This window comes from Pseudoxanthomonas sp. LjRoot206, assembly GCF_056175725.1.
On the sequence record NZ_JBGFFI010000004.1, the window covers coordinates 62,603 to 83,108 of the forward strand.

The 20,506-nt window shown below is 69.8% G+C and carries 15 protein-coding genes; 9 read left to right on the plus strand and 6 right to left on the minus strand.

The genetic code is table 11. The features are described 5' to 3' along the window. Positions 1 to 142 precede the first annotated feature (142 nt). The 4 genes from AC04MD_RS13345 to AC04MD_RS13360 all read left to right on the plus strand — a co-directional run bounded on the left by AC04MD_RS13345 (position 143) and on the right by AC04MD_RS13360 (position 3,457). A complete protein-coding gene (locus AC04MD_RS13345) occupies positions 143 to 2,170 on the plus strand; it encodes a SpoIIE family protein phosphatase (RefSeq protein ID WP_475497769.1) in 2,028 nt (675 codons plus the stop codon). Continuing rightward, positions 2,142 to 2,579, plus strand: a complete 438-nt coding sequence (locus tag AC04MD_RS13350) for an ATP-binding protein (RefSeq protein WP_475497770.1) — start codon at positions 2,142 to 2,144, stop codon at positions 2,577 to 2,579. The genes AC04MD_RS13345 and AC04MD_RS13350 overlap by 29 nt, the downstream gene beginning before the upstream one ends. Beyond that, complete coding sequence (locus tag AC04MD_RS13355) at positions 2,576 to 2,962, plus strand: STAS domain-containing protein (RefSeq protein WP_475497771.1); 387 nt, start codon at positions 2,576 to 2,578, stop codon at positions 2,960 to 2,962. The genes AC04MD_RS13350 and AC04MD_RS13355 overlap by 4 nt, the downstream gene beginning before the upstream one ends. 111 nt (positions 2,963 to 3,073) lie before the next feature. After that, the gene (locus AC04MD_RS13360; protein WP_475497772.1) at positions 3,074 to 3,457 is read left to right on the plus strand and encodes an STAS domain-containing protein; all 384 of its coding nucleotides are present in this window, start codon (positions 3,074 to 3,076) and stop codon (positions 3,455 to 3,457) included. A 150-nt stretch (positions 3,458 to 3,607) separates the two neighbouring features. Here AC04MD_RS13360 and AC04MD_RS13365 read toward each other — a convergent pair whose 3' ends face one another. The 4 genes from AC04MD_RS13365 to AC04MD_RS13380 all read right to left on the minus strand — a co-directional run bounded on the left by AC04MD_RS13365 (position 3,608) and on the right by AC04MD_RS13380 (position 11,810). Further along, complete coding sequence (locus tag AC04MD_RS13365; RefSeq protein WP_475497773.1) at positions 3,608 to 5,905, minus strand: NADP-dependent malic enzyme; 2,298 nt, start codon at positions 5,903 to 5,905, stop codon at positions 3,608 to 3,610. Between the two features lie 115 nt (positions 5,906 to 6,020). Beyond that, positions 6,021 to 7,313, minus strand: coding sequence for a hypothetical protein (locus AC04MD_RS13370; RefSeq protein ID WP_475497774.1), 1,293 nt, complete (start codon positions 7,311 to 7,313; stop codon positions 6,021 to 6,023). A gap of 25 nt (positions 7,314 to 7,338) precedes the next feature. Next, complete coding sequence (locus AC04MD_RS13375) at positions 7,339 to 10,416, minus strand: TonB-dependent receptor domain-containing protein (RefSeq protein ID WP_475497775.1); 3,078 nt, start codon at positions 10,414 to 10,416, stop codon at positions 7,339 to 7,341. Between the two features lie 38 nt (positions 10,417 to 10,454). Then, positions 10,455 to 11,810: a dicarboxylate/amino acid:cation symporter gene (locus AC04MD_RS13380; RefSeq protein WP_475497776.1), complete on the minus strand. Its 1,356-nt coding sequence runs from the start codon at positions 11,808 to 11,810 to the stop codon at positions 10,455 to 10,457. Between the two features lie 139 nt (positions 11,811 to 11,949). Here AC04MD_RS13380 and AC04MD_RS13385 point away from each other — a divergent pair, with 139 nt between their 5' ends. Both AC04MD_RS13385 and AC04MD_RS13390 read left to right on the plus strand, forming a co-directional pair. After that, a complete protein-coding gene (locus AC04MD_RS13385) occupies positions 11,950 to 14,592 on the plus strand; it encodes a PAS-domain containing protein (RefSeq protein WP_475498161.1) in 2,643 nt (880 codons plus the stop codon). 22 nt (positions 14,593 to 14,614) lie between these two features. Next, positions 14,615 to 15,529 carry an AEC family transporter gene (locus AC04MD_RS13390; RefSeq protein ID WP_475497777.1) on the plus strand — a complete coding sequence of 305 codons (915 nt, stop codon included), beginning with the start codon at positions 14,615 to 14,617 and terminating at the stop codon, positions 15,527 to 15,529. Between the two features lies 1 nt (position 15,530). Here the strand turns inward: AC04MD_RS13390 and AC04MD_RS13395 are convergent, their stop codons facing one another. Further along, complete coding sequence (locus AC04MD_RS13395; RefSeq protein WP_475497778.1) at positions 15,531 to 16,172, minus strand: response regulator; 642 nt, start codon at positions 16,170 to 16,172, stop codon at positions 15,531 to 15,533. 110 nt (positions 16,173 to 16,282) lie between these two features. Between AC04MD_RS13395 and AC04MD_RS13400 the strand changes: the two genes are divergently transcribed. After that, positions 16,283 to 17,536: an amino acid deaminase gene (locus AC04MD_RS13400; RefSeq protein ID WP_475497779.1), complete on the plus strand. Its 1,254-nt coding sequence runs from the start codon at positions 16,283 to 16,285 to the stop codon at positions 17,534 to 17,536. Between the two features lie 48 nt (positions 17,537 to 17,584). On the opposite strand, the gene AC04MD_RS13405 is transcribed toward AC04MD_RS13400, so the two are convergent. Further along, entirely contained in the window at positions 17,585 to 18,826 is a 1,242-nt protein-coding gene (locus AC04MD_RS13405) for a flavohemoglobin expression-modulating QEGLA motif protein (protein WP_475497780.1), read from the minus strand. Positions 18,827 to 18,909: 83 nt separating this feature from the next. On the opposite strand from AC04MD_RS13405, the gene gltS reads away from it, so the two are divergent. Both gltS and AC04MD_RS13415 read left to right on the plus strand, forming a co-directional pair. Continuing rightward, positions 18,910 to 20,112: a sodium/glutamate symporter gene (gltS, locus tag AC04MD_RS13410; protein ID WP_475497781.1), complete on the plus strand. Its 1,203-nt coding sequence runs from the start codon at positions 18,910 to 18,912 to the stop codon at positions 20,110 to 20,112. Positions 20,113 to 20,121: 9 nt separating this feature from the next. After that, the gene (locus AC04MD_RS13415; RefSeq protein ID WP_475497782.1) at positions 20,122 to 20,436 is read left to right on the plus strand and encodes a hypothetical protein; all 315 of its coding nucleotides are present in this window, start codon (positions 20,122 to 20,124) and stop codon (positions 20,434 to 20,436) included. Positions 20,437 to 20,506 lie beyond the last annotated feature (70 nt).

Consider the following 20,506-nt stretch of genomic DNA (forward strand, 5'->3'; position numbering starts at 1 on the left):
CTACGCAGGCGTATGGAGAGGACATTGCGTGCCTGTCCCGGGACAGTGGCAACACCAAAATCAGACCTTTGGCTTATTGCGATGCAGCACGCGGCGCGGGCGTATGATCGGCGTCCAGGGGAAGGCAGCGATCGGGATCGGCATGCGCAACGCAGTGCCCAACGATGTCGTGCCAATGCAGGATGCCGGTGCTGCGCACTGGCGCAGCAGCCTGCGCACGCGCATCGCCCTGTGGGCCGGCCTGGTCAACGTGGTGCTGCTGGTGCTGCTGGTGCTGGCGCTGGCGTGGTTCGCGCGCCGCATGATCCTGGACGACGCGCGCCGCGACACCCATGCGACCGCGCAGGAAGCCGCCAAGCGCCTCGACGGCGCGCTGCACGTGGTGACCATCACCACCCACGGCATTTCCGACCTGGTCGGCAGCGCGCAACTGTCACACGACGAACTGGTCACCACCCTGCGCGCGATGGTGAAGGCCACGCCCGGCTGCGCCGGTGGACTGCTGGTGCTGGAACCGCGCGAGCGCGGCGATGCGCCGTTCGCACGCTATGTGGCCGCGGCCGGCAACGATCGCGACTTCATCGCCGACGGCTACCCGTTCCGCGACCAGGGCTGGTACCAGCGCACGGTGGCCTCGCCCGCCGGCTGGTGGTCCGAGCCCTACCTCAACCAGACCGCCGGCCGCGTGTGGATGGTCACCTACAACATGCCGCTGCGCGAACCCGGCCGCGGTGCGCGCACGCGCGGCATGGTCAGCCTGGACCTGCCGCTGGCCAGCCTGATCGACCCGGTCGAGTCGCTGGCCCACCTGCCCGGCTGGCGCGTGTCGCTGGTGGCGCCTGCCGGCACGCTGGCGATGAATCCCGAGGTGGGGATCGAACGGCGCGAGACGCTGGACGAGTACATCGCCCGCGCCGGCCGCACCGACCTGCAGCAGGCCGCGCAGGCGGTACGCCTGCGCCAGCACCTGCAGTACGTGCACGTGGACGCGATCAGCGGCGAGCGCCGCTACACCGTGGTCGAACCGATCGGCGACAGCGGCTGGAACCTGCTGGTCGCGCAGTCGTACGACCTGATCACCGACCGCCTGGCGCAGGCGCTGTGGCTGCTGGTCGCGATCGGCACGCTGCTGGCGCTGGTCTGCATGCTGGTGGTGCGCCGGCTGGCGCAGCACATCAGCCAGCCCGTGGAAGGCCTGTCGTCGGCGGCCGCGCGCCTGGCGCACGGCGACTACGAGATGCCGGTGCCGCACGTGCAGCGCGCCGACGAGGTCGGCCAGATGGCGCGCACGCTGGAACACGCGCGCGGGTCGATCCGCCAGCAGCTGCGCGAGATCGAGGACATGACCGCAGCGCGGCAGAAACTGGAGAGCGAGCTGTCGATCGCGCGCGAGATCCAGCAGGCGATGCTGCCGCCCGGCCGCGTGATCGACCGCGAACACGCGCACCTTGAAGCCTATGCGCGGCTGGAGCCGGCGAAGGCGGTCGGCGGCGACTTCTACTGCTTCATCCAGACCGATCCCGACTGCCTGTGGTTCGCCATCGGCGACGTGTCCGACAAGGGCGTGCCGGCGGCGCTGTTCATGGCGCGCACCGTGACGGTGCTGGAAGTCGCGGCCAGCACTCATCCGTCGCCGGAGCGCGTGCTGGCCGAGGCCTCGCGACGGCTGGTGCAGGGCAACGACGCCTGCATGTTCGCCACCGTGCTGTGCGGCCGCGTCGACGTGCGCAGCGGCGCCTGCGTGCTGGCCAGCGCCGGCCATGACGCGCCATTGCTGCTGCACGCCGACGGCCGCCACGAGCTGCTGCCGGTGCAGCCGGGGCCGCCGCTGGGCTTCGAGGTGGGCGACGCGTTCCCGCTGTGGTCGGGGCAGCTGCCCGCCGGCGCCACCCTGCTGGCCTGGACCGACGGCATCACCGAGGCCTTCGACAGCGGCAACGTCGCCTTCGGTGCCGAGCGCATTCCGGAGGCGCTGCAGCCCGGCGCGACCGCACGCGAACAGTGCGAGGGCCTGATCGCACGGGTTCATGCGTTTACCGATCCGGCACCGCAGTCCGACGACATCACCGCCCTCGCCATCCGCCGCCGGCTGGACAGTGCCGGCGCTTCGCCCGAAGCTCCGCCAACCCAGGAGAACGCCTATGCAGATGCGACTGTTCATCCCGCGTGAGCACGCCCGCGTGGATGACCTCAATGCCTCGCTGGAAGCCGTGCTGGCCAACAACGGCGTCAGCCGCGCGATCCAGGGCGACGTGCGGCTGATCGTCGAGGAACTGGCCAGCAATGCCATCGAGCATGGCGACCTGGCGCGGGTCGATGCCGAGGAGCACGAGCTGTGCGTGGACATCGCCATCCGCGACCACCTGCTGACGCTGGAATTCCGCGAGAGCGGTGCGCCGTTCAACCCGCTCGAACAGCCCGCCCCCGACCTGGACGCCGACATCCTGGACCGGCCGACCGGCGGCCTGGGCCTGCACCTGGTCCGCCAGGTGGCCGAAATGGCCTCGTATCAGCGAATGGGTAACTACAACATCCTGCGCCTGTCGCTGCGCATCCCCACCGAGGAGACCGCCACATGAGCCTCGAGATCGAACTCCACCCGCCGGGCAAGGGCAGCCAGCGCGCGAGCCTCCGCGGACGGTTGGACACGCACACCTACGAGGACCTGGACGAGGCGCTGGCGCCGCTGCTCACCCGCCAGCTGCATTCGCTGGTGCTGGACCTGTCGGGGCTGGAATACATCAGCAGCGCCGGCATCCGCTCGGTCTTCAAGGCGCGCAAGGCGCTGGCGCCGCACGGTGGCAAGGTGCTGCTGGTCAATCCGCAGCCGCAGATCCAGAAGGTGCTGGACATGGTCAAGGCGGTGCCGTTGAACGAGATCTTCTCGTCCACCGCCGAAGCGGATGCCTACCTGGACCTGATGCAGCGGAGAGTCCTCGATGCGGCGGAGGACGAGGATTGAGGTGCCACCCCGACACTGCACGTTCGTCTCACAATTGATTTACGATCCAGCGTCGCCTCCCTGCCTCCCCGGGCTCCCCCACCCGGCAGATCCGCTTCACCGAGATGCCCGATGACACTGGAGATTGAGGTCTACCCGCCGGTCAACGGCAACCAGTACGTGCTGCTGTCCGGCCGGCTGGACACGCAGAGCTACGCGCAACTGGACGACGCGCTGGCGCCGATGCTGGCCGCGCGCCCGCAGGCGCTGGTGCTGGACCTGGCGCACCTGGACTACATCAGCAGCGCCGGCGTGCGCAGCATCCTCAAGGCGCGCAAGGCGCTGGCCCCGCACGAGGGCCGCCTGCTGGTCGTGCACCCGCAGGAACAGATCCGCAAGGTCATCGAGATCGTGCAGGCCGTGCCGATGGACGAGATCTTCGAATCCAGTGCAGATGCGGATGCCTACCTGGATGCGCTGCAGCGGCGGATCCTGGATGGCGAGGATGAGGGCTGACGCTTTTGTAGGAGCGACGTAAGTCGCGACCGCACGCCATCGGACGCCCTGGAGCCTTGATCCACGCGGTCGCGACTCACGTCGCTCCTACAGGGACCCACAACGAAAACGCCCCGCATGCGGGGCGTTTTCTTTTACTGGCGCGACCGCTCAACCCGGCCCGTTGCGCTCGGCTTCGCGCTGCAGGCGGATCTGCGCGTCGACCGCGGCGATGGCGGTCATGTTGATCACGCGTCGCGGCGTGGCGCTGGTGGTCAGGATATGCACCGGCCTGGAGATGCCCATCAGGATGGGGCCGATCGCCACGCCGTCGGTCACCACGCGCACCATGTTGTAGGCGATGTTGGCCGCGTCCAGGTTCGGCAGCACGAACAGGTTGGCGCGCCCGGTCAGCGTGCTGCCCGGCATGATGCGGTTGCGTAGCACTTCGTCCCATGCGGTATCGCCCTGCATCTCGCCATCGACGTTGAGGTCGGGCTTGCGCTTGAGCAAGAGCTCGCGGACCTTGCGCATCTTCAGCGAGCCGGGTGTCTCGTGGCTGCCGAAGTTGGAGTGCGACAGCAGCGCGATGCGCGGCTCGATGCCGAACAGCTTCAGGCGGTACGCCGCCTGCAGCGTGGCCTCGGCGATCTGCTCGGCGGTCGGGTCGTCCTGCACGTGCGTGTCCAGGAAGAAGTACGCGCCCTGGTGGTTGATCACGCCGGTCATCGCCGAGGTCGACTGCACGCCCGGGTCCAGCGGGATCACGCTGCGCACGTAGCCCAGCTTCTTGTGGAAGCGGCCGACGATGCCGGTGATCATCGCGTCGGCTTCGCCGCGCGCCACCATCACCGCCGCGATCAGCGTGGGCCGCGAGCGCATCAGGTTCTTCGCCGCCGACGGCGTCACGCCGCGGCGCGAGGTCAGCGCGTGGTAGTGCTGCCAGTAATCGTTGAAGCGCGGATCGTCGTCCTGGTTGGTGATCTCGAAATCGACGCCGGCGCGCATGCGCAGGCTGAGGCGCTGGATGCGCGCCTCGATCACGTCCGGGCGGCCGATCAGGATCGGGAACGCCAGGCCTTCGTCGATCACCGTCTGCACGGCGCGCAGCACGGTCTCTTCCTCGCCCTCGGCGTAGACCACGCGCTTCTTGTCGGCGCGCGCACGGTCGTAGACCGGCTTCATCATCAGGCTGGTGCGGTAGACGAACTGGCCCAGCTTCTCGCGGTAGGCCCACATGTCGTCGATCGGACGCAACGCCACGCCGGAGTCCATCGCCGCCTGCGCCACCGCCGCCGCCACCTCGACCAGCAGGCGCGGGTCGAACGGACGCGGGATCAGGTATTCGGGGCCGAAACACGGCACGTCGTCGCCGTAGGCACTGCCGAGATCGGAGGCCTCGCGACGCGCCAGCTTGGCGATGGCGTGCACGCAGGCGACCTTCATCGCCTCGTTGATGACCGTCGCGCCCACGTCCAGCGCACCGCGGAAGATGTAGGGGAAGCAGAGCGCGTTGTTGACCTGGTTCGGGTAGTCGCTGCGGCCGGTGCCGATGATGACGTCCGGGCGCACGGCCTTGGCGTCGGCGGGCAGGATTTCCGGATTCGGGTTCGCCAGCGCCAGGATGATCGGCTTGTCCGCCATCGTGGCGACCATCTCCGGCTTCAGGATGCCGCCGGCCGACAGGCCCAGGAAGATGTCCGCGCCGGCGACGATCTCGGCCAGCGAGCGCTTGTCGGTATCGCGTGCGTAACGCGCCTTGTCCGGGTCCAGGTGCGGCCGGCCGGTGTAGATCACGCCGTCGCGGTCGAAGGCCAGGATGTTTTCCGGCTTCAGGCCCAGCGCCACCAGCATGTCCAGGCAGGCGATGCCGGCCGCGCCGGCGCCGCTGGTGGCCAGCTTCACGTCCTCGATCTTCTTGCCGATCACTTCCAGCGCGTTCACCACCGCGGCGCCGACGATGATCGCCGTGCCGTGCTGGTCGTCGTGGAAGACCGGGATCTTCATCCGCTCGCGCAGCTTGCGCTCGACGATGAAGCACTCCGGCGCCTTGATGTCTTCCAGGTTGATGCCGCCGAAGGTCGGCTCCAGCGAGGCGATGATGTCGACCAGCTTGTCCGGGTCGGTCTCGTCGATCTCGATGTCGAACACGTCGATGCCGGCGAACTTCTGGAACAGCACGCCCTTGCCTTCCATCACCGGCTTGCCGGCCAGCGCGCCGATGTTGCCCAGACCGAGCACGGCGGTGCCGTTGGTGACCACCGCCACCAGGTTGCCGCGCGCGGTCAGCTCGCTGGCGGCCTTGGGATCTTCGACGATCGCCTCGCAGGCGTAGGCCACGCCCGGCGAGTACGCCAGCGCCAGGTCGCGCTGGGTCAGCATCGGCTTGGTGGGGGCGACCTTGATCTTGCCCGGCGGAGACAGGCGGTGGTATTCCAGCGCGGCCTGCTTGAAATCGTCGTTCGTCATTGCGGAAACGGTGCCTGTGATGAAGGCGGGGGAGCGGCGATTCTACCCCTTCCCCGCCGGGGCCGGACCCGGCCGATTGCGGCGATGCGTCACGCCACGGTCATGCGTTGCGTGCTCACGGCGCGATGAAGCGGCACGCGGTGCGTGCCTGCGACACGCGGCCGCAGGTATCCGCGAACGCCGTGGCGGCAGGCCGCGTGCCGCTGTCCAGCCACTGCTCGAGCACCTGCAGTGCGCTGGCGTACGTCGCGTCCTGCAGGCGGCTGTGGTCGCTTTCGTCGGTCAGTGCCTGCAGCAGCAGATGGCCGCGCCCGGCCGCGTCCACGGTGGCCTTGTAGACCGCCTCGGCCTGGTACGACACGGTGGGATCGTGGCGCGCATGCACGGTGACGGTCGGCCGCACGATCAGGCCGGACAGGTCGGCGTCGTAGGCCAACTGGGCGACGGCGGCGGGATCGGCGCTGAAGCGCTCGACGCCCGCGTTGAGTGCGGCGTCATCGCGCGAGCCGCGGTACTGCGTCGTCGCGTTGTCGAACGGATTGCGCCCGCCCAGCCGCTTCTGCACCACATCCTGGAAATGGAACGTGCCCCAGGCGAGGTGCGCGACCAGTTGCTTCTCGGCTACGCCGGTGACGGCGAGGATGTCGCGCAGCTTTGCCGCCTGCGCCGGCGTACGCTTCGCCGCGGGCTGGTCGACGCCGGTGCAGGCATCGACGCGCATGCGCAACGCGTCGCGCGTCATCTTCGCGCCGGCCGGCAGCCCCTGCCACACCGGATACTGCGCTTCATCGGCGGCGGGATGGTTGCGGCAGTAGTACTGGTAGACCGCGCGCAGGTCGGCGCGGAAGCCGTAGCCACGCGTGCCGCCAGTCAGCAGTCCGTTGGTGGTCAGCACGCCGTCGTAGTTGGCGCGCCCGTCGAGGTCGAGCGCGTACAGCTCGGCCGCTTTCGCCGCTACGTTGCCGCCCCAGGACTGGCCGTGCAGCAGCGTGCGCTCCGGACGGCCCCAGCGGGACCAGAACACCCGACGGCTGACGTCCACGTCCGCCGCCGCCATGCGCACGCCGTAGCCGCCACGGCGGTAGGTGCTGCCGATCCATGCGTAGCCGCCGCGCACCATCACTGCGAAACGATCGAGATCCTCGGCCGAATCGCCCGCTTCCGGCGCACCCAACCGGGGCCCACCGTGCGCATGCACGATGAGCCGGCGGTTCCACCTCTTCGGCATCGCCACCAGCAGCCAGGCGCCGTTGGCATCACGCGCTTCGTGGCAGTCGACCTGCGGACCGACCGAGGCCGGACAGGCGACCGGTGCGAACGCCGCCTCGTCGTCGGCCGTGGCCGCAGTGGCCGGCAGCGCCGCCGTGCCCAGCACGGCGACCACGGTGGCGATCCAGCGGCGGCTCATGCTCCGCATCGTGCCTGTGTCCTCCTCAGAACGAACGGCTGATGTTGACGTACCAGTAGCGGCCCCACGGATTGTGCAACGAACCGCGGTAACCGCCATCGGCCAGCGACGGACCTTCGTCGGTCAGGTCGCGCACGCCCAGGCGCACGGCCGTGCCATCGGGGAAGCGGTACTGGCCGTACAGGTTGTGGGTCAGGCGCTGGTCGACCACCCACGGGTTGCCCGACAGGCCGAGCAGCTGCGGCTGTTCGAACGAGCTCATGTACTGCGCCGAATAGCCCACGCGCCATGCCGCCTTGTTCCAGGTCAGCGAACCGCTGGCGCGCCATTCCGGGCGGCCGTTCTGGCCGATCAGCTGGGTGGAATCCGGCAGCGGGGTCAGCGGATCGATGGTGCCGGCCGCGCGTGCCGCGTACAGCGCGTTGACGATGTCGCCCGGATCGCGGGTGAACTCCAGCAGGCGGGTCGCGTTGAGGTTGACCGAGAACGAGCCGAAGCGCGTGCGGCGCAGCGACCAGTCCATGCCGAAGTCCAGGCCGCCGGCCGTCTGCGGCTGCAGGTTGATGAAGCGGTCGTTGATGGCGATGACCTGGCCGACCGGCGCGATCCCGGTGCCGGCGAAGAAGTCGATGTCCTCCTGCGTCGGCGCGGAACGCACCACCAGCGCATTGCTGCCGCCGTCGACGCGGTTGAGGTAGTCCAGCGTCAGCGCGGTCTGCGCGCCGAGCAGGCCGACGATCTGCTCCTGCTTGATCTTCCAGCGGTCGACGGTGAAGGTGAAGCTGCCGAGGCGTTCCGGGATGAAGGTCGGCTGGAACACCACGCCGAACGAGGTGTTGGTGCTTTCTTCCGGTTCCAGGTCGGGATTGCCGGCCACCAGCAGCGAAGCGCCCGAGATGCTCTGGCCGCAGGCACTGAACGAGGCGATGCGGCCAGCGCGCAGGTCGGCTTCGCAGCGGATGTGGTCGGTGCCGCTGGCCAGGCGCGCGTACTGGGTCGCGTTGGTCTGTTCCAGGTTCGGCGCGCGGAAGCCTTCCGAGTACGAACCGCGCAGGCGCACGCCTTCCACCAGGTCCCACGCCAGCGCCACCTTGGGCTTGGCGACGGAGCCGAAGTCGGAGTAGTGCTCGTAGCGGCCGGCCAGCTGCATGTCGAGGCGATGCACCAGCGGGATGCCCATGTCTTCCGATACCAGCGGCACCGCGAATTCGACATACGCCGAGCCGACGTTGCGCGAGCCGCGCGTATCCGGGTTCGGGCTGACGGCCGCGACGTTGCTGAGGTTGGTCGCGCCGGTGACCATGTCGGTGAAGGTGTACGTACCGTCGAGGTTGGCATCGCGGTCGTCGCGCTGCGTCTCGCGGCGCGCTTCCGCGCCGAAGGCCATGCCGACATTGCCGGCCGGCAGCGAGAACAGGTCGCCGCGGCTCATCTTGAAGTCCGCCATCGTCAGCGTGGTGCGCGACTCGCGCACCAGGTCGAACACGATGCCGTCGATCGCCGCCTGCGAACTCGGCGAGCAGTCGCCGTAGGTCGGGGTGGACACGCAGCCGCCACTGAACGGGTTGTAGGCGTCCGGCGTGGCCAGTGCCAGCTGCTGCTGCAGCTTGGTCATGTTGATGTTGGGCGAACGGTCCTCGGCTTCGGCTTCGGAGTACAGCAGGGCGGTTTCCCAGCTCCAGCCGTTCCATTCGCCGCGCAGGCCGGCGAGGAAGCGCGCCTGGTAGTTCTCCACGCGCACGCGCTGGAAGCCGGTGTCGACATAGCGGTAGTTGCTCATCTGCACCGGCAGGCCGGCGGCGGGCACGTTGGTCAGGCCGGGCAGGCGGTTCGGGTTGGGCGTGCCGTCGGGCAGCGTGGCGGCGCCGAACGGATTCCAATAGTTGCTGGCGGGAATCCAGAGGCTGTTGAGGTTGACCACCGGCGGCTGGGTCGCTTCGCTGACCGCGTGGTAGAAGCCGACTTCACCGAAGGCCTCGACGTTGTCGCTGAGGTCGTGGTGGCCGGTCAGGTACAGGTTGATGCGCTCCACCGACGGCCGCACGCTGGTGCCGTGTCGCGTGTCGTAGCGCATCTCGCGGTTGGTGGTGTTGAAGTTGTGGTTGCCGCTGGCCAGGCACAGGTCGTTGCCCAGGCTGACGCCGCAGCCGAAGCTCGACGGCTGCACGCGGAACGCACCGGCGGTGTTCGTCACCGCCGTGCCGTTGGAGCGGATCACGGCGCGCGGGCCGACCGTCAGGCGCGCCCACGGCGTATGCGAGGAACGGCCGTCCAGCGAGGCCAGGCCGGCGAAGTCCGGATAGTCGGCGAACAGCGCGCGCAGGTCGTCGGTCGCGGTGTAGTCCTGCTCGTCCGCCATCAGCTCCGAGCGGTCGGTGTAGTTCAGGAACAGCGACACGTTGCCGCGGTCGTAGTTGTGACCGGCGAACAGGTTCACTTCGAACTCGTTCATGCCCGTGCCTTCGGCACCGCCGTAGCGCGTGCTGGCGCTGACGCCGTCGAAGTCGCTCTGCAGCACGGTGTTCACCACGCCGGCCACGGCGTCGGCGCCGTAGATCGCGGCCGCGCCGTCGAGCAGGATCTCCATGCGGTCCAGGCCGGAGACCGGCACTGCATTCGAATTGAAGCTCTGCACCGGCACCGTGCCGGTGTCCGACGTGCCCTGGCTGGTCGGGTGCTGCACCAGCCGGCGGCCGTTGAGCAGCACCAGCGTGTTGCCGACACCCAGCGAGCGCAGGTTGACCGAGTTGACGTCGCCGCGCGCCGCGTTGCTGGTCTGCGGATTGTTGGACGCATCGAACAGCACGTCGCCCATCTGCGGGATGGTGCGCATCAGCTCGTCGCCGGAGATCGCACCGGCGGCGTCGATCTGCTCCGCGCCCACCACCATCACCGGCAGCGCGTCGGTCGTCGACGCGCCCTGGATGTGCGAGCCGACCACGGTGACCTTGTCGAGCGTGGTGGGTTCCTCGGCGGGCGCCGACTGCGGCGCCGGTTCGGCCGGCGGCGTGGTGTCCTGCGCCGCGGCGGCGTGGATCACCGCCAGCAAGGCCAGGGTCAGGCTGCTCCGCAACGGCGCGGTGCGTCGGTTATGGGTATGCATCGTTCAGTCCCTCCTCTGAAGACGTGGTGTGGCCGGCGTCAGTCGGCCGTGAGTCGTGTCGGGTCGCCCGGGCCTGCGGCCGGATCGGGCGCAGCAGCGATCGGCGCGGACGGTCCGCCCAGCGCGCGCGCCAGCGCGTCGCGGTCGAGCGCGTTCTCCCAGCGCGCGACCACCAGCGTAGCCACCGCGTTGCCGGTGAAATTGGTCAGCGAGCGGCACTCGCTCATGAAACGGTCGATGCCGAGGATCAGCGCCATGCCGGCGACCGGCACTTCCGGGACGACGGCGAGCGTGGCGGCCAGCGTGATGAAGCCGGCGCCGGTGACGCCGGCGGCGCCCTTCGAGCTCAGCATCGCCACCAGCAGCAGCATGATCTGGTGACCCAGGCTCAGCTCGGTGTTGGTGGCCTGCGCGATGAACAGCGCGGCCAGCGTCATGTAGATGTTGGTGCCGTCCAGGTTGAACGAGTAGCCGGTCGGCACGACCAGGCCGACCACCGACTTCGACGCGCCGGCGCGCTCCATCTTCTCCATCAGCGACGGCAGCGCGGACTCGGACGACGAGGTGCCCAGCACCAGCAGCAGCTCGGCCTTGAGGTAGCGGATCAGCCGGAAGATCGAGAAGCCGCACCACCACGACACCAGGCCGAGGATGACGATCACGAACAGCAGCGAGGTCAGGTAGAACGAGCCGACCAGCCACGCCAGGTTGACCAGCATGCCGACGCCGTACTTGCCGATGGTGAAGGCGATGGCGCCGAACGCACCGATCGGCGCGGCGCGCATCAGGATGTGCACCAGGCGGAACACCGGGGCGGTCAGCGCTTCCAGCAGGTTCAGCACCGGCCGGCCCTTCTCGCCGACCAGCGCCAGCGACAGGCCGAACAGCACGGCGACGAACAGCACCTGCAGGATGTTGTCGCCCACCAGCGGGCTGACCAGCGTCTTCGGAATGATGTCCATGAGGAAGCCGACCAGCGACAGCTCGTGCGACTTCTGCACGTAGTCGTTGACCGCGGACTGGTCCAGGTCGGCCGGGTTGATGTTCATGCCGGCGCCGGGCTGCACCACGTGCGCCACGATCATGCCGACGACCAGCGCCAGCGTGGAGAAGAACAGGAAGTACGCCATCGCCTTGGCGAACACGCGGCCGACCGTGCGCAGGTGGGTCATGCCGGCGATGCCGGTGACGATGGTCAGGAAGATCACCGGCGCGATGATCATCTTCACCAGCTTGATGAAGGCATCGCCCAGCGGCTTCATCGATTCGGCCAGCGCCGGTTCGAAATGGCCGAGCGTGGCGCCCAGCACGATGGCCACGATCACCTGGACGTACAGCTGCTTGTACAGCGGCTGCTTCGGCGGCGGCAGGACGGGCGCGTCGGCCAGATGCATGGGAAGACTCCGGAAACGGACAGGGCGCCGCCCGGTGCGGCGGCCGGCATGTTGTACCCCCGCATCGCCGCCGCACCGATAACCTATTGGTACTAGCCGCCACGGATGCGGCAGCGCACCCGTAGACTGGGCGCCCATGCTGCGCACCCGCCGCCTCCGCCAGACCCTGCTGGTCCTGCTGTCGATCCTCGGCGGCGCGGCGCTGGTGATGGCGCTGGCCTACCACTGGGCGGGCACGCGCGCGCAGCAGGCGGAAACCGCGCAGCTGGAACGCCAGCTCGACCTGCACGCGCAGGCGCTGCAGCAGCGCATCGACCGCTACCGCACGCTGCCGCAGGTGCTGGCGCAGGATCCCGACCTGCGCGCCGCATTGACCTCGCCGGTCGACGACGTGCGCCGCAACGCGCTCAACCAGCGGCTGGAAGACGCCAACAGCGTCACCCGCTCGTCGACGCTGACGCTGATCGACCGCCACGGCATCGCGCTGGCGGCGAGCAACTGGCGCGAGCCGACCAGCAACGTCGGCGAGGACTACAGCTTCCGCCCCTACGTGAAGCAGGCGCTGCGCGACGGCCAGGGCCAGTTCTACGGCATCGGCCTGACCACCGGCGAGCCGGGCTATTTCCTGTCGCAGGCAATCACCGGCGACGGCCGCGACGTCATCGGGCTGATCGTCATCAAGATCGAGCTGGACGCGCTGGAACAGGAATGGCTGCAGACGCCGGACATCGTGCTGGTCAGCGATGCGCACGGAGTGATCTTCCTCGCCAGCCAGGATGCGTGGCGCTACCGCACGTTGCGTGCGCTGACCGACGCCGACCGCCGCGAGCTCGACGCCACCCGCCAGTACGCGCGCCAGACACTCGTGCCGCTGCGCTGGCAGGACCAGTCGGCGGCGGGCGACGGCGCGCGCCGCGTGCAGCTGCGCGACCCCGCCCTGCCCGCGCCGGTGCTGTGGCCATCGATGGCGCTGCCCGAGGAAGGCTGGCAGCTGCACCTGCTGCACGATGCGTCCGCGATCACGGCTGCGGGCCGCACCGCCGCCATCGCCGCCGGCGGTGGCTGGCTGGCGCTGGCGTTCCTCGCCCTGTTCGTGCAGCAGCGCCGTCGCACCGCGCTGCTGCAGCGGCGCAGCCGCGAGGAACTGGAGGCCGTGCTGCAGCAGCATGCGCAGGAACTGCGCACCGCCCAGGACGGCATCGTCGAGGCCGCGCGCTCGGCCGACGCCGGTTTGAGCCGAAGCCTCGAACACCTGCCGCAGGGCGTGGTCATCATTGACGCCGACCTGCGTCTGGTCGCCTGGAACTCGCGCTATATGGAACTGTTCCGCTTCCCGCCGGACCTGATCCACGTCGGCCGGCCGATCGAGGACGTGTTCCGCCACAACGCGCGCCGCGGCCTGCTCGGCCCCGGCCCGGTGGAAGAGGCGATCCAGCGCCGGCTCGAGCACCTGCGCAGCGGCAAGCCGCACATGCGCGAGAGCGAGAAGGACGACGGCGTGGTGCTGGAGATCCGCGGCAACCCGCTGCCAGACGGCGGCTTCGTCACCAGCTACGCCGACATCACCAGCTACAAGCACGCCGCGCGCGACCTGCGCTCGCTGGCCGACGCGCTGGAACACCGCGTAGAGGAACGCACCCGCGCGCTCGCCGCGGCGACGCAGGCCGCCGAGAACGCCAACCGCTACAAGACGCGCTTCGTCGCCTCCGCCGTGCACGACCTGCTGCAACCGTTGAACGCGGCGCGCATGTTCGTGTCGGCGCTGCGCGGGCGCCTGCACGAGGACGAAGCGCGCCGCATCGCCGACCACGTCGACAACGCGCTGGCGGCGCAGGACGCCATCCTCAACAGCCTGCTCGATATCGCCCGGCTGGAATCCGGCGCGCTGCCCCCGCGCGTGCGCGACTTCGCGCTGGCGCCGCTGCTGGAGGCGCTGGCGCGCGAGTTCGGCATGGTCGCGACGGAACGCGGGCTGGTGCTGGACAACGTGCGCACGCGCGCCATCGTACGCAGCGACGAAGCACTGCTGCGCCGCATCCTGCAGAACTTCCTGTCCAACGCGATCCGCTATACGCCGCGCGGGCGCGTGCTGCTGGGCGTGCGCCGCACCGGCGACGGCGTGCGCATCGAGGTGCACGACCAGGGCCCCGGCATTCCCGACAGCCTGCAGACTGAGATCTTCGAGGAGTTCCGCCGCCTCAATGACGGCGTCGCCAGCGACCGCGGCGCCGGCCTGGGTCTGGCGATCGTGGAACGGATCGGCCGCCTGCTGGGGCACCGCATCGGCCTGCGCTCGCAGCTGGGACGCGGCAGCGTGTTCTGGGTGGAACTGCCGCGTGGCGTGGCCGGCGCCGTCATCACGGACGCCACGCCGATGCCGGCGGACATCGACGACGGCTCGCCGTTGCGTGGCCGCCAGGTGTGGTGCGTGGACGACGACCCGCGCGTCTGCGAGGCCACGCGCGCACTGCTGCAGCGCTGGGAGTGCGAGGTCGGACTGGCGGCCGGGCCGGGCGAGGCGATGGCGACGGCCGCGCCGGGCCAGCCGCCCGACCTGCTGCTGCTCGACGTGCGACTGGGCGACACCGACGGACCGACGCTATACGCCCGTCTGTGCGAACGCTGGGGCAGCGCGCCGCCGGTGATCCTGGTCACCGCCGAGCGCGACGACGCCCTGCGTGCGCTGGCGCTGCAGCACGGCTGGGGCTTCCTGGCCAAGCCGGTGAAACCCGCGGCGCTGCGTGCGCTGATGACCCAACTCCACGTGCGCCGCGCGCGCTGAGGACCGACCCGATGCCGTGCCGATGCTGACCCATGTCATTCCCGTGCTCGCCATCGTGCTGCTCGGCGCGGTGCTGCGGCGGATGCGCCGCGTACCCGACGGCCTGTTCCCGGCGATGGAGTGGTTCTCCTTCTACATCGCGTTCCCCGCGCTGCTGTTCGTCGGCGCGGCACGGTTGAAGCTGTCCGCCGCCGATGCGCTCGACCTGTCGCTGGCCTCGCTGCTGCCCACCCTGCTGCTGACCGCCATCGTGCTGCTGGCGCTGCGCGTCGTGCCGCGGTTTCCCGGCCCCAGCCGTTCCTCCGTCGTGCAGGGCGCGGTGCGGCCGAGCAGTTACTTCGGCCTGGCGGTGGCGGCGCTGCTGTTCCCGCCCGAGACCACCGCGATGGTGATGCTGGCGCTGGCGATCTGCCTGCCGGTGGTGAACGTCATCGCCGTCGTCGCGCTGGCGGTGTGGGGCAGCGGCGATGCCAGCGCGCGCGGCATCGCGCTGGCACTGGCGCGCAATCCCATCATCGTGTCGACGCTGGCCGGCCTGCTCTACAACCTCGGCGGCCTGCCGCTGCCGGTACCGCTGGCCGCGGCGCTCGACATCCTCGCCGACGCCGCGCTGGCGCTGGGCCTGCTGTGCGTGGGCGGCGGCCTGCAGTTCAGCCGCGACCACGTGCGTCCGCTGCCGATCGCCGCCACCTCCGCGCTCAAGCTGCTCGCGCTGCCGCTGCTCGCGATGCTGGTCTGCCGCTGGCTGGAAGCGAGCGACGCGGTGACGGTCGCGGCCTGCTTCTACGCCGCGCTGCCGACCGCGTCGAACGCCTACATCATGGCGCGGCAGATGGGCGGCGATGCGCCACTGATGGCGTCGCTGGTGACCTGGCAGACGCTGTTCGCCGCCGCGACGGTCCCGTTGGCGATGCAGCTGCCGGCCTGGCTGGGCTGAGTCACTCGACCGGCGGGCCTTCCGGTTCCAGCGACTTCACCAGCACCGCCGCCTGCGTGCGGCTGTGGCATTCCAGCTTCTTCAGGATCGCGGTAACGTGCACCTTCACCGTGTTCTCGGCCAGGCCGAGTTCGTGCGCGATCTGCTTGTTGAGCAGGCCGTCGGCCAGGCACAGCAGCACGCGGAACTGCTGCGGCGTCAGCTGCGCCAGGCGCGCGGCGAGCGCGGCGTCCTGCTCCGAGCGCTCGACGGTCAGCGGCGGGAACCACGCGCCGCCGTCGAGCACCGCCGCCACCGCCTCGCCGATGGTCTCGGCCGGCGAGGACTTGGGAATGAAGCCGGCCGCACCGAACTGCTGCGCGCGCCGGATCACCCGCGGGTGTTCGTTCGACGAGATGACGACCACGGGCACCTCGGGGTGTTCACCGCGCACGTGCAGCAGCGCCGAGAAGCCGTGCGCCCCCGGCATGGTCAGGTCGAGCAGCACCAGGTCGGTGTCCGGCCGCGCATCCAGCGCCTGGCCCAGACTGGCCGCGCTGGCGGCCTCGGCCACGGCGGCACCGGGCAGCGCCTCGCGCAGCGCATGGATCACCGCGGTGCGGAACAGCGGATGGTCGTCGGCCACCAGGATCGTCGTGCTCATGCGCGGCAGTCTCGCATGCACCCGGCATGCCGTGCCGACCCTAGTACGAAAGCATCAGCCGAGGCGATGCCGTGGTAGAACGTCGCCATCGCGTCCGCATCGGCAGGCACATGACCGAACAAGCAGTTCTTACGACTTCCACCGGCAAGGGTCTTGGTGAAGGGGCGACCTCGGCAGAGGCGGTGGCGGCTGCCGGCTGGTCGATTCTCGACGGCGACGTCAGCCTGCCGGTGGCGGTACTGAAGGACACGGCCCTGCGCCACAACCTGGACTGGATGGCGCGCTTCATCGCCGCCTACGGCGTGGACCTCGCGCCGCACGGCAAGACCACGATGAGCCCGGAGCTGTTCGCCATGCAGCTCGAGGCCGGCGCCTGGGGCATCACCCTGGCGACCGCGCCGCAGGTACGTGACGCTCACCGGCACGGCGCGCGCCGCGTGCTGATGGCCAACCAGCTGGTCGACCGCGCCAACATGGCGATCGTTGCCGACCTGCTGCGCGACCCCGCGTTCGATTTCTGCTGCCTGGTCGATTCCGCCACCAATGCCGACGCGCTGGGCGCGTTCTTCGCCGAACGCGGGCAGCGCCTGCGCCTGCTGCTGGAAATCGGCGTGGCCGGCGGCCGCACCGGCGTGCGCGACGACGCGCAGATCGCCGACGTGGTGGCCGCGATCGGCCGCTGGCCGCAGTCGCTGGCGCTGGTCGGCGTGGAGACCTACGAAGGCGTGCTGAAGGACGAAGCCGGCGTGCGCGCGCTGCTGCGCCGGACGGTGGCGACGCTGCAGGCGTTGCGTGCGGAAGCTGCGTTCGCCGAACCCCGCGTGCTGCTGTCCGGCGCAGGCTCGGCCTGGTACGACGTGGTGGCGGAGGAATTCGCCGAGGCCGCGCAGGATGCCGCCGTGCACGTGCTGCTGCGCCCCGGCTGCTACCTGACCCACGACGTCGGCGCCTACCGCGAGGCCGCCGCCCGCATCCATGCGTCGAATCCCGTCGCGCGCCGGATGGCCGAAGGCCTGCAGCCGGCGCTGCAGCTGTGGGCCTGCGTGCAGTCGCGACCGGAGGCCACACGCGCCATCGTCGGCCTGGGCAAGCGCGATGCCGCCTTCGATGCCGGCCTGCCGGTGCCGGCGCTGCGCTACCGCGATGGCGACACCGCGCCGACTGCCGTACCGGCACACTGGCGGCTGGACGCGATCATGGACCAGCACTCGTTCCTCAGCGTGGAAGCGGACGACGACGTGCAGGTCGGCGACCTGCTGTGCTTCGACATCAGCCACCCCTGCCTCACCTTCGACAAATGGCGGCACCTGCTGCGCGTGGACGACGACCTGCGCGTGACCGGCCTGGTGCACACGTGCTTCTGACCCCACCGGACCGGAACCGGCGTCGGCACGCCAAACGTCGCCGCGGCATCAGCTGGCGACCGGATCCAGCTTGTCCAGGCGGATCCGGTTGGCGAACAGCGAGAACGCCAGCATGCCGGCCAGGCCGTTGGCGCGGCTGACCCAGCTCGGCAGCCAGCGCGGTGGCGCCAGCACACCGCTGTCGAACAGGGGCTCGAACATGCCCACGTCCTCCAGCGTCATCTTGCCGGCGAACAGGCGGCGGCACAGGCGCAGCCGGTCCTGCTGCAGTGAACGGCGGAAGAAGGTATGCACGCCGATCAGCCCACGCAGGTAGACCGTATCCTTGGTGAACGCCGCGCCACCCGACGTCGGCACGCCGCGGAACACGCGCTGCGCCGAGGAGAAGCTTTCCGCCGGATTCTGTCCCGCATCGGTGAAGTAGCGGAACACCTCGATGAAGTCGGCGCCGGCCAGCGCCATCGCCACCGCTTCGATGCGCAGGCTGATGCGCTTCATCCGCTCGATGTCGATGCTGCCGGTGATCTGCTCGGCGAACGTCGCCAGCCCTTCCTGCGTGGCGGTCACGCGCGGCGACGCCAGCGCCAGGCTCGGCAGCACCGCCTGCTCGCGCCCGTTCAAGGCGGTCAGCGAATGCACCAGCGCCTCGTGCTGCAGCAGCTGGCGACGGTCGTAGTCGCTGAAGGCGGCGCCGTGGCGCAGGCGGATGCGGGCGGCGCCGGCGGCGGCCTTGGCGATCAGCTGGCGATCCAGTTCCACCGTGATGACGCGGCCGTCGAAGAAATCGTCCAGATCCGCCTGCAGCTGCAACTGCAGCGCGGTCGCCGACACCGGGATCTGCTCCTCCGGCGCCAGCAGCTCGTGGTCGAGGTCGTTGGCGATGGCGATGAAGTGGCCGGCGGCGTCGCGCGTGGTCGGCCCGTCGCCCGGCAGACATTCCTCCGGCGTGCCGAACAGCGCGATCGAATGCGTCGTCACCGCCGGCGTGCCCAGCGATTCCAGCAGCTGCGCGGCGATGTCCCAGCTGTGCACCGACTCGCGCAGATAGCGGCCGAGCGGATGCGTGTCGTCGGCCGCAGCGGCGATGTCGGCGAGCTCGCGTCGTGCCTCGCTGAAATCCAGCCGTGGATAGTCGATGACCGGCAACACCGGCTGCCCGCGCGCGACGCCATCGAGGAACGGCGCCTGCACGTCGGCCGGCCAGCTGGCCAGGCTGAGCAGTTTGATGCCGCGCACGGCCTTGACCAGGCGCGCGTCGAGCGCGGCGTGATGGGCGATATCAGGCTGCATGGCGTTCCTCCCTGGCGCCACTGTAGCCCACGCGGCCCGCTACTCGACTATGCTCGGGGTTCTTCAACGGTTGCGGGGGCAGCATGCTGGAGCTCGATGCGGTGCAGACCCTGGCCTTCGCCGGCCTGGCGCTCTTCCTCGGCTATGCGCTGTGCCGCGTGGTCCCGCTGTTCTCGAAGTACAACCTGCCCGCGCCGGTGATCGGCGGCCTGGTGGTGGCGCTGGCCGTGCTGATCGCGCGCCGCTACGAGGTGACGCTGTTCACCCTCGACACCAGCCTGCAGACGCCGCTGATGATCGCCTTCTTCACCACCATCGGCGTCAACGCCAGCGTGGCGCTGCTGAAGCTCAGCGGACGCCAGGTCGTCATTTTCCTGCTGCTCGCCACCGCCTTCGCGGTCGCGCAGAACCTGCTCGGCATGGCGGTCGCGATGGGCTTCGGCCTGCATCCGCTGTTCGGCGTGCTGGCCGGGTCCACCACGCTCACCGGCGGGCCGGCGACCGGCCTCGCGTTCGCGCCGCTGTTCGAGCAGGCCGGCGTGGAAGGCGCCGCCACGATCGCGGTGGCCGCGGCGATGGCCGGCATCCTCTGCGGCGGCCTGATCGGCGGACCGGTGGCGACGGTGCTGATCCGCCGGCACAAGCTGTACGGCGGTGTGCGCCTGGGCGCACCCGACGAATCGGCGGCCGAACCGACCGGCGCGCGCGAAACGCTCGACTTCGCCGCGCGCGAGGCCAGCGCGCTGAAGAGCGTGGTGGTGATCCTGGTGGCGATGTGGCTGGGCGCCGGCGTCAGCCAGGGACTGGCCGCGCTCGGCCTGACTCTGCCGGCCACGGTGGGCGCGATGATGGTCGGCGCGGCGATCCGCTACCTGGACGACCGCACCGGCTGGATCGGCCTGCCGGTGGCGACGACCGACCTGATCGGCAACATCTGCCTCGCGCTGTTCCTGGCGGTGGCGCTGATGAACCTCAAGCTGTGGGAACTGGCCGGGCTGGCTGCACCGCTGTTGGTCAACCTGGCGCTGCAGGTGGTGATGGTGGCGCTGTTCTGCGGGGTGATCTTCCGCGTGATGGGCCGCGACTACGACGCGGCGGTGATGGGCGGCGGCTTCATCGGCTTCATGCTCGGCACCACCGCGAACGCGATGGCGGTGATGCGTACCCTGGTCGAACGCTACGGCATGGCCCCGCGCGCCTTCCTCGTCGCCCCGCTGGTCGGCGCGTTCTTCATCGACTTCACCAATGCGCTGATCATCACCGGCTTCATCAACCTCTGGGATTAGGCACGCGACATGGATGTTCCGCGCGGTTCCATCCTGGTTCTCGTCGGCCTGCTGCTGACGGGATGCATCGGATACCACGCCTCCAAAGGCCGGTACGCTCCCGGGTATTCGGAGGAGCAGGTCGCCAAGGACGCGTTCCGGATCACGTACAACGGCCCCGGACGGACGCGCGAGTCGCTGTTACGCGCCAACGTGGAGCGACGCGCGACAGAGGTCTGCCCTTCGGGATTCTCCCTGACGGACTACCGCTACGATGAAGTCGCCGTCATGCACGGCGACCCGCCGGTCTATAACGTCGCCACCGCGATCGCTCACTGCCGATGAGCCGGGGCTGGCGATCGCAGAAGCGTCGGGGCTAAAGCCCCTCCTACAACGGGCGTGTGCATCCCCTGTA